This window comes from Niallia sp. FSL W8-0635, assembly GCF_038007965.1.
Lineage (GTDB): Bacteria > Bacillota > Bacilli > Bacillales > Cytobacillaceae > Niallia.
Genome location: NZ_JBBOYD010000001.1, coordinates 3,181,619 through 3,201,295 on the forward strand (window position 1 = coordinate 3,181,619; position 19,677 = coordinate 3,201,295).

The following is a 19,677-nucleotide window of genomic DNA, read 5'->3' on the forward strand; positions in this document are numbered from 1 at the left end:
AAAGAGATTTTGTAAGATAACACAATGAATTAAATTGTAAATGTAGACAATTTTAATCAAAGGAGGTTTTATAATGGCTTTTTCTGTGCTAATGTATCACGAAATAAGAAAGGGAGAAGATTTTCAAGCATCCGAACAGCATCCAATCGATGTGAAACAGGAATATAATGACTTCTTGCCTTCCCCTCTTTTCATTACGCTGGAAAAATTCGAACAGCAAATGGAATATCTATTTAACAATGATTTTCACGCTTTAACCTTGGATGAAGTTAAAGCCTATTACGAAGGAAATTCCTTACCAGAAAGATCTGTATTACTTACATTCGATGACTGCTTTCAATCCATAAAGGAATTTGCCTATCCAATTCTAAAAAAATATCAATTTCATGCGACTGCGTTTGTTGTAACTGGCTGGCTACATGATAGTAAAAGTAAGTTTAAAAAAGAAAAATCTGTCTGTTTAACTGCAAAGGATCTTGAAGAAATGTCGGATGTTTTTGAATATGCAAATCACACACATTTGATGCATGTTCGAACAAGTGATTCACTAAGCTTATTAATGACAGCGAGTAAAGAAGATTTTGCTAATGATTTAGATGAATGCAATAAAAATTCGTTAATCAAACATAAAAACGTGTTTGCCTATCCATTTGGTCTATTCCTAGAATCCAATGTTATCACTTTGAAAGAAAAAGGATTTAAACTCGCCTTCACTTGTGAAAATGGTCACAATGATAAACAAACAGATTCCCTTTTACTAAAGCGTAATGCTATTCCCTATTTAATGGATTTAGAGACATTCAAAAAAACGGTAACATGCTAGGAGAAAAATGATGAAAAAAATTATTACACTTTCAATATTATTATTATTTGTTTTATATACTGCTGCCTGTGGAAAGACTACCACCACAAAATCAGATAATATAGACACGAACAATTCTGATAAACCATCAGGAGAAGAACTAGCCATTGGCATATTGCCAGCAGAATCAGCGATACCAATTATTTTGGCGAAGGAAAATGGATACTTTGATAAAGAAGGAGTAAATGTGTCTATAAAGGCATTTTCAGCTCCAACTGACCGAAATGTTGCCATTCAAGCAAATGAATTAGATGGTACTATCGCAGATGTAATGACAGCAGCAGCATTTATGGAGAATGGAATAAAGATGAAGATTACTTCAGATATAAGTGAAGACTTTAAAATACTTTCTTCTCCTAATTCAGGCATTACAAAAATGAAAGAGTTAAATGGTAAAAATATTTCACTGGTACCAAACTTTATTTTGGAATATATCATGGATGACTTCGCAGCTAAAGAAGATTTCACATACAATATAGTTGAAATCCCTTCATTTTCTGGTAGAGCAGAGGCACTTATTGCTGACAAAGTGGATGGAGTTGTCTTTACTGAACCACAGGCTAGCATGCTAGTTAGCCAAGGAGCCAACCTTTTAGGAAGCTCAACAGAAGCAAGCATCAAAGGAGGAACAATTCTATTTTCAGAAGAAATAATTTCCTCTAAACCAGCAGATATCAAAGCGTTTTATAAAGCTTATAATAAAGCCATTGATTATATGAATACTACAAAGGCAGAAGAATACGGCGATATATTAACAAAATATCAGTTCCCTGATGCAATGAGCAAGTATTTAGCTACAAAGGAAAGCTTTCCTTATGCAAATGTCGTTCCGAAGGATTCCTTTGATTCCATTGTTCAATGGACAAAAGATAAAGGTCAAATCACAAAAATATATTCCTATGAAGAGTTAACAGACTTCACTTTTTTACCAAATTAAATAAGAAGCTGGGACACGTCCCAGCTTCTTATTTATTATTCCAAGGTGTAACTTTCGATTCGATCTTATCTAATAACATAAATAACAATAAGCCTATACATCCTAAAGTTACAATTCCTGCAAACATTTCTTCGTAATTCATTTTTGTCCATGCACTAATAATATAGTAGCCAACTCCATATGTTGTTGCATAATTTTCCGCAAAAAATAAGGTCGCTAAACTAATGCCTATACTGATTCTTATTCCAGTAAATAACGATGGAAGCACTGCTGGGAAAATTAAATAGATTAATTGCTGATAAATTGGGGCTCGGAATCCTTGCATTACTTTGTAGTAGCCTGACGGTATTTGCAGAACCCCATCTCTGACCGATAAAATAATTTGGAAAACAATAATCCAAATGATCAGCATGATTTTCGATTGATTTCCAAGTCCATACAAAATCATAAATACCGGGAGAAATGCTACTTTGGGAATAGGATATATATAATATAAAAAAGGAGATAATAAGGTATTGATTCTCTTATTCTTCCCTAAAACAATTCCCAAAGGTATTCCTATTAACAGAGAAATAAAAAGGGCAATCATAATTCTCCATAAACTAGCCCCTGCATGCAAAAGCAATATATATTTTTCATTCCACATATACGCAGTAGTTAAGTAGGGAGATGGAATGATATGAGACTGTAGGAGGAAATAGACAATATACCAAAAGAGACTGACACTTATAAAACCAACAATCAGTTGATTACCAATGATTTTCCGGATAAATCGCTTCATGCTTGTACCGCCGCTAATCTTTTCCGAATTTCGATGCATGCTTGATAAAAGGACAAATTGTCTTTCGCTCTGTCAACTCCAAATAACGGATTGGCTAATGTCTCTATTTCACCATTTTCTTGCAATAATAAAATATATTGCCCAAGAAATACTGCCTCTTCTATATTATGTGTAACAAAAAGTAAGGTCGTTTTTCTTTGTTGAATCTGCGCCAATATCAGTTGTTGAATTTGTTCTTTTGTCATTTCATCTAGTGTGGAAGTTGGTTCATCCATTAATAATAGATCCGGTTCATTAATAAGTGTTCTAGCTAATGCAACCCTTTGCTTTTGTCCTCCACTTAACTCTTCTGGATATTTATGCTCCATCCCATTTAATCCGACTTCTTTTATTAACGCGGTTACTCTTTCCTTTATTTCCTGATTAGTACATCTTTTATCTAATTTTAACGGCATGGAAATAGCATCGAAAACCCGTAACCAAGGAAAAAGACTTAAGTCTTGAAACATAAATCCAATATCCTTTCTCGGATTTTGGATTCGTTTCCCTTTCATTTGAGCCTCTCCTTCGGTTGTTTTCAATAAACCAGCCAAAATATGAAGAAGTGTACTTTTCCCTACTCCTGACTTGCCAATTAATGCATATGAATGACTCTTTTCTAAAGTAAGATTAATCTTATTTAAGATTTGTTTGTTATCATACCTAAAACTAACTTGCTTCATTTCTATAAATGAATCCATAGAGCATCCCTTCTTGTCTTCTTGCTAGTTGCATCATACCATATTAAATCTCTTCATAAAGTGGCAAAAAATCGACAGTTCTATGTAAATCGAATAGAGAAAATAAAGCTTGTAAATTTCACAGTACCTACTTTTCGTAAATACAAAATAAAAAACCGACAACCCTTTTCAGATGGGTTGCCGGAAAACGTTACATTAATCTAAATTTACAATTATAGAAAATACTTACGCTTTCAATGTAGAAAATGCATGTTCTGCTGCATGAATGGTATGCTCAATATCATCATCTGTTAATGCAGTGGATAAGAACATCCCTTCAAATTGAGAAGGTGGTAAAAAGACTCCTTGTTCTAACATGCTGTTATAAAAGCTAGCAAAGTAATCTAGATTTGACGTTTTTGCACTTTCATAATCTTTAACATCTTCGTTGGTAAAAAAGAAACCAATCATGGATCCAGCTCGATTTACAGTGAATGGAATTTCATATTTCATAGCCGCTTCTTTCAAGCCTTCTTCTAATCGATCCGCTTTTCGAATAAATTCTTGATACGTATCTTTTGTTAATTGAGATAATGTCTCAAATCCTGCTGTCATTGCAAGTGGGTTACCGGATAATGTACCTGCTTGATAAATAGGACCGCTTGGCGCAATTTGATTCATAATTTCTGCTTTTCCGCCATATGCACCAACTGGTAAGCCTCCTCCAATTACTTTACCTAAACAAGTAATATCTGGGGTAATGCCAAAATAACCTTGTGCACAACCGTAGTCTACTCGGAATCCTGTCATTACTTCATCAAAAATAAGTAAAGCACCGTATTCTGAAGTAACATCACGCAAGCCTTGTAAAAATCCTGGTTTCGGTGGAACAACACCCATATTTCCTGCAACTGGCTCTGCAATAATAGCTGCAATATCTTCTCCATATGTAGAAAATGCATATTTAACACTTTCTAAATCATTATATGCAACGGTAATCGTATTCGCAGCTATACTTTCTGGAACTCCAGGGCTATCTGGTAAACCAAGTGTCGCTACACCTGAACCAGCTTTAATAAGCAAGGAATCCCCATGTCCATGGTAGCATCCTTCAAATTTAAGAATTTTATTTCTGCCTGTATATCCTCGTGCTAAACGAATCGCGCTCATAGTAGCCTCTGTACCAGACGACACCATGCGAACGATTTCGATACTAGGAACACGTTCCTTCACAAGAGCAGCAAGCTTGTTTTCAATTAACGTTGGTGCTCCAAAGCTAGTTCCTTTTTCAGCAACCTTCTTTATTCCCTCCACTACTTGATCATTAGCATGTCCTAAAATAAGAGGGCCCCATGATAATACATAATCAATGTATTCATTGCCGTCGATATCATAAATTTTAGAGCCTTTTCCAGATTCCATAAATACAGGATTTCTTTTAACCGATTTAAAAGCACGAACGGGGCTATTTACGCCACCAGGCATTAATTCTACAGCTTCTTTATATGCAGCTTCCGATTTTTGATAAGAACGCATATGACTTCCTCCCTTATTGTCCATTTAACATACGTGCTACATCTTTAGCAAAATAGGTAATTATTAAATCTGCTCCAGCACGTTTCATGCTAATCATTGTTTCCATAATTATTCTCTCTTCATCAATCCAGCCATTTTGCGCTGCCGCTTTCACCATGCTGTATTCACCACTAACATTATAGGTAACAATCGGCAAATTCCATTTATTTTTCATATCTCGAACGATATCAAGATATGGCAGACCAGGCTTTACAATAAGAAAATCTGCACCTTCTGCTACGTCACTTTCCGCTTCTCTAAATGCTTCAAGACGATTTGCTGGATCCATTTGATAGGCTTTACGATCTCCAAATTGTGGAGTACTATCAGCAGCTTCTCGGAATGGGCCATAAAAAGCAGATGCATATTTCACACCATAACTCATTATCGGAATATCAATGAAGCCAGCCTCATCCAATCCTTTTCTGATTGCAGCAACAAACCCATCCATCATATTAGAAGGTGCAATAATATCTGCACCTGCAGCCGCTTGGCTAATAGCTGCTTTCACAAGCAACTCTAAGGACTCATCATTTAATACTCGTCCAGCTTCAATTACGCCACAATGACCATGGCTAGTATACTCACATAAACATGTATCTGCTATAACAATCATTTCAGGATAGTTTGCTTTTATATACTTAATTCCTTCTTGAACAATTCCATGATCATGGAATGCTTGTGTTCCACATTCATCTTTTGCCTTTGGAATTCCGAATAATAATACCGATTTAATTCCTAACGCTTGAACTTCATCCATTTCTTCTTTCAAACGGTCAATCGAAAATTGATAAATTCCAGGCATAGAGGAAATCTCACTCTTTACATTATCTTCTTCCGTAATAAACAACGGATAGATTAAATCATCGACATGTACATATGTTTCCCGTACTAATGCTCTCATATTTGCTGATTGTCTTAATCTGCGGTGACGTTTAAATTCAACCATGTTTCTTACCCCCATGTTCATTTGTTAAGTACTGCACTAAATGATTTAGAATACTTTCTGTCGTATATGGCTTTGCTGTAAGCGTTACATGTAATCCATAGTTTTCCAATGTTTCAGTCGTTATCGGTCCTATACTAAAGACCATACAATCTCCAAGTTTATCTACTAAATGATATTTATTAATAATTTGCATAAAATGGTGTGCCGTGGAAGAACTAGTAAAAAGCAATACATCTAAATCATTTTTATTTAATTCCTCCACAAGCAGTTCTTCGCTTTCATTCGGAAAATACGTTTCATATAATACAGCTTCCTTCACTTGAAAGCCCGCTTCTTTCAATTCCTCAGCTAAGTATTCTCTTGACCTATTTCCTTTTACAAGCAGTATTTGCTGACCTTTTTCAAGATTAGAAACAAACTCTTCGACAAACTGTTCGGCAACATATTCTGAGGGAATAAAATCAGCCTGATATCCATAATAAGAAACAGTAGTCTTCGTTTTTTCACCAATTACTGCGATTTTCGCAGTAAGAACAATATCTAATCTTTTTAATTCTTCAAAAAAAGCCGCAACTCCATTGTAACTAGTAAAGACAAGCCAATCAAAAGCTTGTTGCTTTAATGATTCAATCACTTCATCAAGAAGTTGTTTTTCTCGGAACGCAATTAGCGGTACTTCAATAGGAATTCCACCTAAGTCAGAAATTTTCTTGGATAGCACACTCGCTTGTTTTTTTGAGCGGGGAACGAGAATTTTTTTCCCAAGCAGCAGATTAGCCATCTATAATATTGTCCTCTTTTAACTGATCAATCAATGCTTTCGCACCCTTCTCTGTTAAAATCGCTGCCGCTTGTTCCCCAACTTCTACAGGATTTTTACCTAAAACTTCTTCCTTGTAGATTTGTTTCCCATCAGGTGAAATGACTAATGCCGTTAAAGCCACTTCTTCTTCTTTTACTTGTGCAAATCCTGCGATTGGAACTTGACAGCCACCTTCCATTCGTTTCAAAAATGCTCTTTCTGCGTATACTGTGCGAGTCGTATTCTGATCAGATAACTTACTTAGAAGCTCTAACACTTCTTTATCATCTTCTCGACATTCAATAGCAAGCGCACCTTGCCCTACTGCAGGTAAGCATACTTCTGGCTCTAGAAATTCTGTGACTACGTCGCTTGTCCATCCCATTCTTGCTAATCCAGCAGCAGCTAAGATAATGGCGTCATATTCTTCTGTTTCAAGCTTGTTAAGACGTGTATCAATATTTCCGCGAATCCACTTAATTTCCAGATCTGGTCTAACAGCAAGCAATTGAGCACCTCTACGTAAACTGCTTGTCCCAACAATCGCACCTTCTCTTAGATCTTTTAAAGGAATATGATTCTTACTGATTAAAGCATCTCGATAATCCTCACGCTCTGGAATACATCCAATTGTTAATCCCTTCGGAAGTTCAGCAGGCATATCTTTCATACTGTGGACTGCAATATCAATTTCTTTATCTAGCATACTCTGTTCTATTTCTTTAACAAATAGTCCTTTGCCGCCAACCTTGGACAAAGTGACATCTAGAACCACATCACCTTTTGTCACTACTTCCTTTACTTCAAATTCAAAGGAAGAATCTAATTTCTTAAGCTGATTAATTACCCAATTTGTTTGAGTAATAGCTAGCTTACTTTTCCTTGATCCAACAATTATTTTACGCATAAATAGTACCTCCAACATTCATTCCGTTATGTAGTCTTCATTTAATAATGAAAGTTTGAAAAATTGCCTACTAAAAAAAAATTAATTAGCATGATAAAAAAACTAGCGATATTTAAGAGAGCAATATTTTTTCCTCTTAATCTTTGTGAAACACGTAAATACAAAAAACAACTATAGATGAATAGCACGATAAAAGAGCTAATAATTTTCGGATCATACCAATGAAAATCTGGTCTTTGAATAATCGCCCATTGAATACCAAGTATTAATCCAATTAATAACAATGGTACACCAAAGACGCTTAATAGGTAAGCTATATGTTCTAATTTTGCTAAATCTGCAATCCGCATTACGCGCTTTCCCCATTTTTTCTTTTTTAATAAATCATATTGTATGCAATAAAGGACAGAAAAAATAAAAGAAATGGTAAACATTCCATAAGCTAATATTGCTGCAGTCACATGAATAAATAATAACTCTGAAACAACTTGCTCTGCATGTAGTGCAGAATCACGTGCAGGGGCAAATGTATGGATGGCCATGATAGCAAATCCAAGGACATTGGTAAAAAAAACAATAAAATCAATTTTCAACCACTTATTTATCACCAGCGAAAAGATAACCAATATCCATGAGTAAAAGTAAAGTCCTTCTATGATTGTTAGAATCGGAAACCGTTGCATCTCTACAATATAAATGATTAAAAAGGATGATTGTAAAACCCAGACAAATAAAAGTAACCAGAAAGCTATTCGATTTGCTCTCTGGTTATTATGCATAAAATCAAAAAAATAAAATAGCACAGATAACGCATAAAGAATAATCGTGAATTCATGAAGTCTAGTCATAAAAATATCCTGCATAAACGCTTCCCCTTCGAAAAAAAATCCTTATACCAAGTCTTATAAAACTTAATATGGCTTTAATTTCTTTATCCCCAACATTATTTTAACCTATGGAAAGAAAAGTGAAACTACCATCCAAGCGTTTTTTTATACTCGGATGGTTCAACAAAAAGAATCAGACTTTCCGTTCAAAAGGAGTATGAAGCATTTTAGCTTTTAATAAATAATTATATTTGAATGGATGGCTGTGCAATTGGAGAAAAAGCTTCTTTTTCTTTTTCTTCTTCCCTTGCCAAGTCATTTGATTCATTTAGCGCATCGGCTTCTAAATTGAAGATTTTCATAAACAATTGCATGGAGCGGTCTGCGTCAGGAAGAGCTGCTAATTCCTTAGCTTGAAGAATAGGATCCTTTAGCATTTGATTCACAATACTTTTTGTATGCTTATTTAAAATCTTTCTCTCTCGTTCACTTAAATGAGGGAGCTTTCTGTCTAGACTTTTCATTGTTTCACTTTGTATAGCAAGCGCCTTTTCGCGAAGGGCAGAAATAACTGGTACCACACCTAATAAATGTAGCCATTGATTGAACTCCATAATTTCTGCCTCTATCATAAGCATAATTTTTTCAGCTTCTTTTTGACGTTCTTGGAGATTTGCTTCTACAATTCCTTCCAAATCATCAATATCATAAAGAAATACACTATCTAATTCAGCAATTTCAGGATCTAAATCACGAGGAACAGCAATATCAACCATAAATAGCGGATTCCCTTTACGGATTTTTTCAACTGCTTTCATCATTGCCTTTGTAATAACAAATGTATTAGATCCAGTAGAACTAATTACGATATCTGCATCAATTAATGCACATTGTAGCTCATTCATTGGTTTTGCTTGCCCTTCAAAACGATGCGCAAGTGTCTCGGCCTTTTCAAATGTGCGATTTATCACAGTTACGTTTTTCGCACCATTGCTATACAAATTCTGGATAGCAAGCTCGCCCATTTTTCCCGCACCTAATATAAGAACACTTTTATTTTGCAACGTACCAAATATTTTTTTTGCCAATTCTACTGCAGCATAACTTACAGAAACAGCATTAGCACCAATCTCTGTTTCTGTATGAGCTCTTTTTGCCAATGTAATGGCTTGCTTAAACAACTGATTAAACACAGACCCAGTCGACTTAATTGATTGTGCCGTTAAAAAGCTAGAGCGAATTTGTCCAAGAATCTGTGTTTCTCCAACAACCATGGAATTTAAACCACAAGTAACTTGGAATAAGTGATTTAAAGCTCCATCTTGTTCATAAACAAATAAATAAGGAACAAATTCATCTTGTTCCAATTGAAACCATTCTGCTAAAAATTGTTTAATATAATAACGACCAGTGTGTAGCTGATCAACGACTGCATAAATTTCTGTACGATTGCACGTAGATACAATAACATTTTCTAATATACTTTTTTTATTTTGTAATTGATTCATAGCTTCCCCTATTTGCTCTGAATCAAATGTTAAACGTTCACGAATTTCAACTGGGGCCGTTTTAAAATTTAGTCCGACAACTACTATATGCATTTATCTATTGACACCCCCAAAAATAAGTAAGTTCATCCTAGCTCTTGATAAAAAAACCTTGTAATATACCATTTATATAATCAGATTAATTTATAATTATTATTAACATGTAGTTATTATAACAAAATCATTATAAAAATGGGTAACAATTTGCCTTATAAATGTGAACAAATTGTGAATTGATATGGTAAGATATAGTATTGATAATAGTAAAAGATTTATACTTACGTTACTTCCTAGTAATAGTTTATACTTCTTTTGCAAAATTATCTTAGCAACGTTATTTTTTCGTACAATATAGTACTTTACTCATTGTACAGTAACAAAAATCTTCTATGTATTCAAGCTTAGTTTTTTGGAAGTGGAGGAAATAATGAAAACACAAAAATGGTTCTCCGGCATCGTACTAATTGGTTTTGGATTTTATTTCATCTTAAAAGAATTTAATATTACTATTCTACCCAATCTCTATACTTGGCCAACCCTATTAATCATTATAGGGATATCATTTCTGTTTCAAGGCTATGGAGGAAAAGATTATGGTGTCATTTTACCTGGTGTGATTTTAACTGGTTTTGGCTTGCATTTTCACTTAGTGAATAAGCTTGCTATCTGGCCGGATCACACGGGAACCTTTATTTTAATCATTGCTCTTGGTTTTATTCTTCAAAATCAGAAAATGGGTCAGGGCATGTTGAATGGTCTTCTCTTTCTTTTGTTAGCTGTTCTTTTGCTTTTCTATCAAGAGATTCTTGGCTCGCTAACATTCTTAAAGATTAGTCCACATACATTAAATAACTTGATACCTATTTTATTCATTATTGTTGGGGGATATTATTTAGTTTCAAAAAAGAGGAAATAAAGGTGTTAATACAAAATGGAAGGTGTCTTCAATCATAACTCAAAACCTTAAAACACTTCGCTTTCAGTGGAGCGAGCGTCGAGCCTCCTCGTGCCTGTAAGTTAAATCTATATTTTTTCATCTATACACATATAAAAAAATCGACTCACTTTTCAACTAACTAATGCTAGCTAGGTGATATGAGTCGATTTTTTTATTTATTTGCTAAATGCTCTAGCAGGGACCAAACTTTATCTTTTCCTTCTCCTGTTTCGGATGAGAATAAGATTAAGTAATCTTCTGCGCTTAGTCCTAATGTTTCTTTTGTAACTTTTAAATGTTTTTGCCATTGGGATTTTGATATTTTATCCGCCTTAGTAGCGATTACTACACATGGTATTCCGTAATGCTTCAAGAAGTCGTACATTAAAATATCGTCTGCAGTTGGCGGATGGCGAAGGTCTGTAATTAAGACAACTGCTTTTAATTGTTCTCTTGAGGTAAAATACGTTTCAAGCATTTTTCCCCAAGCTTCTCTTTCTTTCTTCGAAACTTTTGCATAGCCATAACCAGGTACATCAACAAAATGTAGTACTTCATTAATTAAATAAAAATTTAATGTTTGTGTTTTTCCTGGTTTGGACGAAATGCGAGCTAACGCTTTTCGTCCAAGCATGCGATTAATAAAGGATGATTTTCCAACATTTGATCTTCCAGCCAACGCAAATTCTGGTAGATTTCCTTCTGGATATTGACTTGGTTTTACGGCACTAATTACAATTTCTGCTTGATTTACTTTCAAAGATTTACACTTCCGTTCAACGCGTGTTTTAATACTTCATCTACATGTGAAACTAGAATAAAGTCTAGTTCTTCTCTTACACTTTCAGGAACATCATCGATATCCTTAGCATTATCTTTGGGAATGATAATGGTTTTTAAACCAGCACGATGTGCACCAAGGGATTTTTCTTTCAATCCACCAATAGGTAGAACCCTGCCTCGAAGCGTGACCTCTCCTGTCATTCCTACTTCTTTCTTAATTGGTTTGCCAGAAAGAGCAGACACAAGAGCAGTAACCATTGTAATCCCTGCTGATGGACCATCTTTCGGTACTGCACCTTCTGGGACATGGATATGAATATCATATTTCTCATGGAAATTCGGGTCAATTCCTAGCTCTTCTGATTTGGAACGTATATAGCTAAATGCCGCCTGAGCAGATTCCTTCATGACATCACCTAATTTTCCGGTCAAGACTAATTTGCCTTTTCCTGGCGCCAAAGAGACTTCAATTTGTAAAGTATCTCCCCCAACTGTCGTATAAGCAAGACCAGTTGCAACCCCCACTTGATCCTCTTCTTCTGCCTGACCAAAATGAAAAATTGGTTTACCAAGAAAATCCTCTACATTTTTAGCAGTTATAACTACTTTTTTCTTTTCACTTGTAACAATCATTCTGGCAGTCTTACGACAAATGGTTGCTAATTGTCTTTCTAAAGTACGAACTCCTGCTTCTCTTGTATATAAACGGACAATTTTTTGGATCCCATCTTCTCTAATTTGAAGCTGGGATTTAGATAATCCATGGTCTTTAATTTGTTTAGGCAAAAGATGATCTTTCGAAATATGAATTTTCTCTATTTCTGTATATCCAGCAATAGAGATAATCTCCATTCTATCACGTAACGGTCCCGGAATGGTAGACAAATTATTGGCAGTTGCAATAAACATAACCTTCGACAAATCATATGTCTCTTCAATATAATGATCGCTAAAATTATGATTTTGCTCAGGATCAAGTACCTCTAGCATTGCAGAAGAAGGATCCCCTCGAAAGTCATTGGACATTTTATCAATTTCATCTAACAAAAATACAGGATTAATTGTTTCTGCCTTTTTCATGCCTTGAATAATTCTTCCAGGCATCGCTCCTACATAAGTTCGTCTATGGCCTCTAATTTCGGATTCATCACGCACACCACCTAAAGAGATGCGGACAAAATTACGATTTAAAGAGCGGGCAATTGATCGGGCTAGACTTGTTTTCCCAACTCCTGGAGGTCCTGCAAGACAAAGAATTGGTCCCTTCAAGGAATTTGTTAGTTTTTGAACAGCTAAATATTCCAATACTCTTTCTTTAACCTTTTCAAGGCCATGATGGTCTTCGTTCAAGATTTTCTCCGCTTTCAGAAGATCCAAATCATCTTCTGTTGCATTTGTCCATGGTAAAGCAAGCAGCCAATCAATATAATTGCGGATAACAGAGCTTTCTGCAGATGTAGAAGGAATTTTTTCATAACGATCTAATTCCTTTAATGCAGTTGCTTTTACATGTTCTGGCATTCCAGATTCTTCAATTTTATCAAGCAGTGTACTTACTTCACCACTTTTTCCATCTTTATCGCCTAATTCTTTTTGAATAGCTTTCATTTGTTCGCGTAAATAGTATTCCTTCTGCGTTCTTTCCATTGATTTCTTTACGCGCTGCCCAATTTTCTTTTCTAGGTTTAATACTTCTTTTTCGTTTTGAATGATATCAATGACATAATTCATTCTCTGTTTATTATTTAATGTTTCTAAAATATGCTGTTTTTCTTTTAATTTAATTGGTAAATGGGAAGCAATAATATCCGCCATTCTGCCAGGCTCTTCCATATCAGAAACTGTTGCATATGTTTCATGGGATATTTTTTTAGAAATTTTTATGTATTGCTCAAAATATTGTAACATCGTTCTCATTAATGCTTCATCTTCCACATCTTTTGAAGTTTCTTCTTCATAAAGGTGTAGACTTGCTGCAAAATATCCATCTTCCTCCATTAACTCTTCCAGCTTTGCTCTTTGTACCCCTTCAACGAGTACTCTTATTGTTCCATTTGGTAACTTTAACATCTGTTTTACTTTTGTTAATGTTCCAATTTTATATAGATCCTCTTCTTCAGGTTCGTCTATATCCATATCTTTTTGCATTGTAAGAAAAATCAAATGGTCTTCTACCATTGCTTTTTCGAGTGCCTGCACTGACTTATCACGACCCACATCTAAATGAAGTACCATCGTTGGATAAACCAGTAATCCTCGAAGCGGCAGGAGGGGGACTATTGTTTTTTTATTTTCCTCCATGACGTTGCACCTCCAGCTTTAAAAAATCCTTTACCATTTATCGCCTATTTCCAAATCATATCACCATTAATAGGCATCCTTTGCAGTCTAATGCTTTGTACAATTCTATCTCATTTATGAAAATGTGTCTATTAACTAGAGTTATTAGACATGCAGTAAAAATAGAACTACTTTTATTTTCCACTTTTTCCCTCAGCCTAACCTACATGATATTTTCCAAATGTAGAAATACATGGTTAGGAAAATTGTTTTCAAATAATAAATGATGATGTAAAATAAACCCTCCTTTATAAAATGGCTTTTTTAAGTGGTTTCCATTCAAAAAGGAGGCTATTTAAAAAGTTTTTTTTGCTATACCCGCACCCTGATACTCGACTATCCATTCTTTTGATAACAAACAAAAAGTAAATCCTCAACAAGTATTCTTCTCTACTTTAATTATATAATAATTTATCCATTTATTACATTATAGGTATTCCTAAAAGATTTTTTTCTTTTATAAAATCAAACTTAATCTACAAAAAAACTGTCGACCAACTCTCTCTTAACGGAATTAGTCGACAGTCAGAATGCTTTTAATGTATGCATTCTTTATGTAATAGTCAAATTAAATACTTTCTTTCTTTGTCAATGCTATCGTAGAGGCTGGGATTGCTTCTTCCTTCCATTCGCCCTTCAGCAAAGCATGCTCTAGTACTTCATTTAGTGATTGAACTGGAATAATTGTAATATCCTTTATTTCCTCTAATATAGCTTGCATATTTTCCTGTGGGATAATAACTTTTTGAACACCTGCAGCCTTAGCAGCTTTTACTTTCGCTACTACTCCACCTATCGGCTTTACTTTTCCATGGATACTTATTTCTCCTGTCATCGCTACAGTTCGATCTACCGGTTGCTTATATATAGCAGAATAAATACCAGTAGCCATGGAAATACCTGCTGAAGGTCCATCAATCGGAATACCTCCTGGAAAATTAACATGGATATCAAATTGGTCTGCTGGAACATCCATCGAACGTAAAACTGTAATGACATTTTCTATTGAACCCTTTGCCATACTTTTTCTTCGAATCGATTTACCTTGTCCTCCGATACTTTCTTCCTCTACAATACCGGTAATATTAATACTTCCCTTCCCATCCTTTGCTGGAATAACTGTTACCTCGATCTCTAATAAAGCGCCGATATTGGATCCATAAACGGCAAGTCCATTAACAGCTCCAATAACAGATTGTTTATTAATTTTTCTTTCCATTCTAGGAGAAAGCTGGCTTGAATTAATAACCCATTCTATTTCATCATCCTTTATAAAGCTTCGTTCCTCACCTATTGCAAGACCCGCAGAAATCTGAACCATATTTACTGCCTCACGTCCGTTTCTTGCATAGTCAGAAAGAGTATCCAGTGCTTTCTCGCTTATTGACATATTCACTTTATCAGCAGCTTTTTTTCCAATTTGGATAACTTCTTCTTTTGTTAATTCTCGAAAGAATACTTCCATACATCTAGAACGAATTGCTGGAGGTATTTCGTTTGGGGTTCGAGTTGTTGCGCCAATTAATCGAAAATCTGCTGGTAATCCATTTTTAAAAATATCATGAATATGGGAAGGGATTTGTGTATTTTCTTCATTGTAATAAGCACTTTCTAAATAAACTTTTCGATCTTCTAATACTTTTAAAAGTTTATTCATTTGGGTATGATGTAATTCACCAATTTCATCAATAAACAGAACTCCACCATGTGCATTGGTAACTGCACCTTGCTTTGGTTGTGGGATACCAGCTTGTCCCATTGCTCCAGCTCCCTGATATATCGGATCATGAACAGATCCTATTAACGGATCCGCTATACCTCTCTCATCAAATCTAGCTGTTGTTGCATCTAATTCCACAAATACCGAGTTTGGCTTAAATGGGGACTTCTGATTTTTCTTAGCTTCCTCTAACACAAGTCTTGCTGCTGCTGTTTTCCCTACCCCTGGAGGTCCGTAAATAATTACATGTTGTGGATTTGGACCACAAAGTGCTGCTCTTAATGCTCTAATTCCATCCTCTTGTCCCACAATATCAGCAAAGCTTGTTGGACGTACCTTTTCAGAAAGCGGCTCTGTTAAGGAGATAGCACGCATCTTTCTTAATTGATCCATCTCTTTTTTAGATTCTCGGTCAATCGAAACCTTTTGTGTTCTCTGACTCTTTAATAAGTTCCAGAAATATAGTCCGATGATAATCCCAAAGAATAGTTGTACAAATAAAGCGATCTCCGCCCAACTCATAAGTAAAACCTCCTGTAATCATGTTGTTTTTAGAACCTCGTATATGTATTTCCCTAACAAAATTTAATTCAGGGGCTAATTTTTCATACACCTTTTTAAGTAGGTTCCCTCAAATTAGTCTAGCGTTTATGGCTCCCGCTCTTTTTCAAAGGAAAAACGATAGGATGACAAGAATGCAGCCTATCAATTATTGGTTCACAAACCGATTGCCTTAAAAAGACTATTGATATGTGCGTCACGAATAAGCAGAAGATACCAATAAAAGGCTACGCACTGAATAGTGCCTTGTCCTTAAAAAATAGTATCTCCTTCCCTTTGTTGGAATAAACAAGATTTCATGGAAAAAATATGAGGAGGGCATAGAAATGAAATAAACAAAAGATAGAAGAGGAGAATCTCCAATCAAAAAAAGAGAATCTTGGCTGACAAACACCAATGATTCTCTTCTATAACTGTTGTTATGCTGAAGTTTTAGTTTCTTTCTCCACTACAGTTCCATCTTCTAGAACAAGTTTTGGAGAAGCATTATTTATTACTGTTTCTTTTGTAATTATACATTTTACAATATCATCTCTTGAAGGCAAATCAAACATAATATCTAATAAGATTCCTTCAATAATAGAACGCAATCCACGTGCACCAGTTTTTCTTTCAATTGCCTTTTTAGCAATCTCCTTAAGTGCTTCTGGTTCGAACTCCAATTCCACATCATCTAATTCTAACATTTTCTTAAATTGCTTTACTAATGCATTTTTTGGTTTTGTTAGAATTTCAATTAATGCTTCTTCGTCTAATTGTCCAAGACTAGCAATAACAGGAAGGCGTCCAATAAATTCTGGAATTAACCCGAAGCGTAATAAATCTTCTGGTAATACTTTAGATAATAAATCTTTATCTTCCACTTCTGCCTGTTTACCATCTGAACCAAAGCCAATTACTTTTTGGCCAAGACGTCTTTTAATAATTGGTTCAATTCCATCAAAAGCACCACCACAAATAAATAAAATATTTGTCGTATCAATTTGAATAAACTCTTGATGAGGATGCTTTCTACCACCTTGAGGCGGAACACTTGCCACAGTACCCTCTAGAATTTTTAATAATGCTTGTTGAACCCCTTCTCCAGAAACATCTCTCGTGATGGAAGGATTTTCTGATTTACGGGCTACTTTATCAATTTCGTCTATATATATAATACCTTTTTCTGCTTTCTCTACATCATAATCTGCTGATTGGATTAATTTCAAAAGAATATTCTCTACATCTTCCCCAACATATCCAGCCTCCGTTAGACTAGTTGCATCGGCAATAGCAAATGGTACATTCAATATTCTTGCCAAGGTTTGAGCAAGAAGTGTTTTACCACTACCAGTTGGTCCAATTAATGCAATATTACTTTTTGATAATTCCACATCATCAATTTTACTATTAGAATTAATACGCTTGTAATGATTATACACTGCAACAGAAAGAGCTTTTTTGGCCTGATCCTGACCAATTACATATTCATTAAGGATATCGCGAATTTCTGTTGGCTTCGGTACATCTTTAAATTCTACTTCTTCTTCTGTACCTAACTCTTCTTCCACGATTTCAGTACATAGTTCTATACATTCATCACAAATGTATACACCTGGACCAGCAACTAATTTACGAACTTGATCCTGTGTCTTTCCACAGAATGAACACTTTAACTGGCCTTTTTCGTCATTAAATTTAAACATACCTTCACCCCTTAAAACATCTTTTTATATTTTTACCGTTACGGATTATTATTTGCTTTGAAACAAATTCTTCTTTTTTCAACAGTTATGTATTGAATTGTATCACATGATGGTAATGTACAGGAAATAATACAACTCAGGTTGTTCAGTCCTCTATCATCCAATAACGGTAAAATGTATGTACTTCCTTAAGCATAACCAGATTTCACTTCTTTAAATCTGGAAATATTATCTCTTTGTTTGTCTGTATATTCCTGTACAGATAGAGTAACTTATATTATAGTTACCCATATTATATGTTATTTAACACTAATATAAAACTAAGGCACGAAATAGTCGCGCCTTAGTTTTTTTCACTTACTTCTATTATGCAACAGTTTTGCTGTTTTCTACAAGGAAATCGATTGCTTTTCTCATTTTTATATCCATTTGTAAGTTCTCAACGCCACCTAGAGCTTGTTTAATAGCATCTACTGGCATGTTGTACATTTGAGACATATTTTCAAGTTCAGCATTTACTTCTTCTTCTGTTACTTCGATGTTTTCAGCAGCTACAATTGCTTCAAGAGTCAAGTTAGAACGAACACGTTTTGCAGCATCTTCCTTCATTTGATCTTTTAACGCAGCTTCATCTTGACCAGAGAATTGGAAGTATAATTCAAGGTTCATTCCTTGCATTTGAAGGCGTTGTTCGAATTCGTTCATCATACGATCAATTTCTGTATCGATCATCGCAGACGGGATATCAATTGTTGCATTTTCAGATGCTTTTTCTACAACTGTATCACGAACTGTATGCTCTGCTTGATGTTTTTTATCGTTTTCTAAACGTGTTTTAATTTTTTCTTTTAAATCAGCTAATGTTTCAGCTTCTTCGTCTACATCTTTCGCAAACTCATCATCTAATTCAGGAAGTTCTTTTCCTTTGATTTCATGAACTGTTACTTTGAATGTAGCAGGCTTTCCAGCTAAATCTTCAGCATGGTATTCTTCTGGGAATGTTACTTCAACTTCTGTTGATGCACCAGTAGCAACTCCTACTAATTTCTCTTCAAAGCCAGGAATAAATTGACCTGAACCAAGTTCTAATGAGAAGTTTTCAGCAGTTCCGCCTTCAAAAGCAACTCCATCTTGGAATCCTTCGAAGTCCATAACAACTGTATCTCCTAATTGAGCAGTACCTTCTTCTTTTACTACTAACTCAGCTTGTTTTTCTTGCAATGCTTTAATTTCTGCTTCTACTTCTTCCTCTGTAACAGTTGTTTCCACAGCTGGTACTTCTAAACCTTTGTACTCACCTAGTGTTACTTCAGGCTTCACTGTAACAGTTGCTTTGAAAATTAATGCTTTTCCTTTTTCGATTTGTTCTACATCGATTTCAGGACGATCAACTGGATCAATTCCAGTCTCTTCAATTGCATTTGCATAAGCTTCTGGTAAAAGAATATCGATTGCATCTTGGTATAAAGATTCAACACCAAAACGTTGTTCAAACATTCCACGTGGAATTCTACCTTTACGGAATCCTGGAATATTTACTTGCTTTACTACTTTTTTAAATGCTAAATCTAAACCTTCGTTTAATTTTTCTGCATCTAATTCAATTGTAAGAACACCACGGTTCCCTTCTAAAACTTCCCATTTAGCTGACATACTATAATTTCCCTCCAACAATCTATTCTACTTTTTCATTACTTCTACTTAAAGTATAGATAAACTTCTTTCCTATTGTTTGATAGCTTATT

Annotated in this window: 16 protein-coding genes; 3 read left to right on the forward strand and 13 right to left on the reverse strand. The window is 34.9% G+C overall.

From position 1 onward, the window contains the following. Positions 1–73: 73 nt before the first annotated feature. Positions 74–823, forward strand: a complete 750-nt coding sequence (locus NYE52_RS15390; RefSeq protein ID WP_341193886.1) for a polysaccharide deacetylase family protein — start codon at positions 74–76, stop codon at positions 821–823. Between the two features lie 10 nt (positions 824–833). Continuing rightward, positions 834–1,799, forward strand: coding sequence for an ABC transporter substrate-binding protein (locus NYE52_RS15395; protein ID WP_341193887.1), 966 nt, complete (start codon positions 834–836; stop codon positions 1,797–1,799). 28 nt (positions 1,800–1,827) lie between these two features. Here the strand turns inward: NYE52_RS15395 and NYE52_RS15400 are convergent, their stop codons facing one another. From NYE52_RS15400 to hemA, 8 genes are all read right to left on the reverse strand, one after another. Beyond that, positions 1,828–2,580 (reverse strand): ABC transporter permease, encoded by a 753-nt coding sequence (locus tag NYE52_RS15400; RefSeq protein WP_341193888.1) that lies wholly within the window; start codon positions 2,578–2,580, stop codon positions 1,828–1,830. Then, positions 2,577–3,320 carry an ABC transporter ATP-binding protein gene (locus NYE52_RS15405; protein WP_341193889.1) on the reverse strand — a complete coding sequence of 248 codons (744 nt, stop codon included), beginning with the start codon at positions 3,318–3,320 and terminating at the stop codon, positions 2,577–2,579. Before NYE52_RS15405 ends, NYE52_RS15400 begins: the two co-directional genes overlap by 4 nt. A gap of 225 nt (positions 3,321–3,545) precedes the next feature. Then, positions 3,546–4,835: a glutamate-1-semialdehyde 2,1-aminomutase gene (gene hemL, locus NYE52_RS15410; RefSeq protein WP_341193890.1), complete on the reverse strand. Its 1,290-nt coding sequence runs from the start codon at positions 4,833–4,835 to the stop codon at positions 3,546–3,548. A gap of 13 nt (positions 4,836–4,848) precedes the next feature. Further along, entirely contained in the window at positions 4,849–5,823 is a 975-nt protein-coding gene (gene hemB, locus NYE52_RS15415; RefSeq protein WP_341193891.1) for a porphobilinogen synthase, read from the reverse strand. After that, positions 5,816–6,604 carry a uroporphyrinogen-III synthase gene (locus NYE52_RS15420; RefSeq protein WP_341193892.1) on the reverse strand — a complete coding sequence of 263 codons (789 nt, stop codon included), beginning with the start codon at positions 6,602–6,604 and terminating at the stop codon, positions 5,816–5,818. Before NYE52_RS15420 ends, hemB begins: the two co-directional genes overlap by 8 nt. Continuing rightward, the gene (gene hemC / locus NYE52_RS15425; RefSeq protein WP_341193893.1) at positions 6,597–7,532 is read right to left on the reverse strand and encodes a hydroxymethylbilane synthase; all 936 of its coding nucleotides are present in this window, start codon (positions 7,530–7,532) and stop codon (positions 6,597–6,599) included. The genes NYE52_RS15420 and hemC overlap by 8 nt, the downstream gene beginning before the upstream one ends. A gap of 41 nt (positions 7,533–7,573) precedes the next feature. Further along, positions 7,574–8,395 carry a cytochrome c biogenesis protein gene (locus NYE52_RS15430; protein WP_341193894.1) on the reverse strand — a complete coding sequence of 274 codons (822 nt, stop codon included), beginning with the start codon at positions 8,393–8,395 and terminating at the stop codon, positions 7,574–7,576. Positions 8,396–8,604: 209 nt separating this feature from the next. Then, on the reverse strand, positions 8,605–9,960 hold the full coding sequence (gene hemA / locus NYE52_RS15435; protein WP_341193895.1) for a glutamyl-tRNA reductase: 1,356 nt from the start codon (positions 9,958–9,960) through the stop codon (positions 8,605–8,607). Between the two features lie 373 nt (positions 9,961–10,333). Between hemA and NYE52_RS15440 the strand changes: the two genes are divergently transcribed. Continuing rightward, entirely contained in the window at positions 10,334–10,822 is a 489-nt protein-coding gene (locus NYE52_RS15440) for a LiaI-LiaF-like domain-containing protein (RefSeq protein ID WP_341193896.1), read from the forward strand. 193 nt (positions 10,823–11,015) lie between these two features. Here the strand turns inward: NYE52_RS15440 and yihA are convergent, their stop codons facing one another. The 5 genes from yihA to tig all read right to left on the reverse strand — a co-directional run bounded on the left by yihA (position 11,016) and on the right by tig (position 19,585). Next, positions 11,016–11,603 carry a ribosome biogenesis GTP-binding protein YihA/YsxC gene (yihA, locus tag NYE52_RS15445; protein ID WP_341193897.1) on the reverse strand — a complete coding sequence of 196 codons (588 nt, stop codon included), beginning with the start codon at positions 11,601–11,603 and terminating at the stop codon, positions 11,016–11,018. Next, positions 11,600–13,927, reverse strand: coding sequence for an endopeptidase La (gene lon / locus NYE52_RS15450; RefSeq protein WP_341193898.1), 2,328 nt, complete (start codon positions 13,925–13,927; stop codon positions 11,600–11,602). The genes yihA and lon overlap by 4 nt, the downstream gene beginning before the upstream one ends. Before the next feature lie 607 nt (positions 13,928–14,534). Then, positions 14,535–16,208: an ATP-dependent protease LonB gene (gene lonB / locus NYE52_RS15455; RefSeq protein WP_341193899.1), complete on the reverse strand. Its 1,674-nt coding sequence runs from the start codon at positions 16,206–16,208 to the stop codon at positions 14,535–14,537. A gap of 458 nt (positions 16,209–16,666) precedes the next feature. Continuing rightward, on the reverse strand, positions 16,667–17,932 hold the full coding sequence (gene clpX / locus NYE52_RS15460) for an ATP-dependent protease ATP-binding subunit ClpX (protein ID WP_341193900.1): 1,266 nt from the start codon (positions 17,930–17,932) through the stop codon (positions 16,667–16,669). A 366-nt stretch (positions 17,933–18,298) separates the two neighbouring features. After that, positions 18,299–19,585 carry a trigger factor gene (gene tig / locus NYE52_RS15465; RefSeq protein ID WP_341193901.1) on the reverse strand — a complete coding sequence of 429 codons (1,287 nt, stop codon included), beginning with the start codon at positions 19,583–19,585 and terminating at the stop codon, positions 18,299–18,301. Positions 19,586–19,677: the final 92 nt, after the last annotated feature.

Coding starts and splice junctions, on each gene's coding strand:
- hemA (WP_341193895.1), bottom strand. CDS start 9,960: ATGCATATAGTAGTTGTCGGACTAAATTTTAAAACGGCCCCAGTTGAA.
- NYE52_RS15390 (WP_341193886.1), top strand. CDS start 74: ATGGCTTTTTCTGTGCTAATGTATCACGAAATAAGAAAGGGAGAAGAT.
- NYE52_RS15395 (WP_341193887.1), top strand. CDS start 834: ATGAAAAAAATTATTACACTTTCAATATTATTATTATTTGTTTTATAT.
- tig (WP_341193901.1), bottom strand. CDS start 19,585: ATGTCAGCTAAATGGGAAGTTTTAGAAGGGAACCGTGGTGTTCTTACA.
- clpX (WP_341193900.1), bottom strand. CDS start 17,932: ATGTTTAAATTTAATGACGAAAAAGGCCAGTTAAAGTGTTCATTCTGT.
- NYE52_RS15430 (WP_341193894.1), bottom strand. CDS start 8,395: ATGCAGGATATTTTTATGACTAGACTTCATGAATTCACGATTATTCTT.
- lon (WP_341193898.1), bottom strand. CDS start 13,927: ATGGAGGAAAATAAAAAAACAATAGTCCCCCTCCTGCCGCTTCGAGGA.
- lonB (WP_341193899.1), bottom strand. CDS start 16,208: ATGAGTTGGGCGGAGATCGCTTTATTTGTACAACTATTCTTTGGGATT.
- NYE52_RS15440 (WP_341193896.1), top strand. CDS start 10,334: ATGAAAACACAAAAATGGTTCTCCGGCATCGTACTAATTGGTTTTGGA.
- hemC (WP_341193893.1), bottom strand. CDS start 7,532: ATGCGTAAAATAATTGTTGGATCAAGGAAAAGTAAGCTAGCTATTACT.
- NYE52_RS15405 (WP_341193889.1), bottom strand. CDS start 3,320: ATGGATTCATTTATAGAAATGAAGCAAGTTAGTTTTAGGTATGATAAC.
- hemB (WP_341193891.1), bottom strand. CDS start 5,823: ATGGTTGAATTTAAACGTCACCGCAGATTAAGACAATCAGCAAATATG.
- NYE52_RS15400 (WP_341193888.1), bottom strand. CDS start 2,580: ATGAAGCGATTTATCCGGAAAATCATTGGTAATCAACTGATTGTTGGT.
- NYE52_RS15420 (WP_341193892.1), bottom strand. CDS start 6,604: ATGGCTAATCTGCTGCTTGGGAAAAAAATTCTCGTTCCCCGCTCAAAA.
- hemL (WP_341193890.1), bottom strand. CDS start 4,835: ATGCGTTCTTATCAAAAATCGGAAGCTGCATATAAAGAAGCTGTAGAA.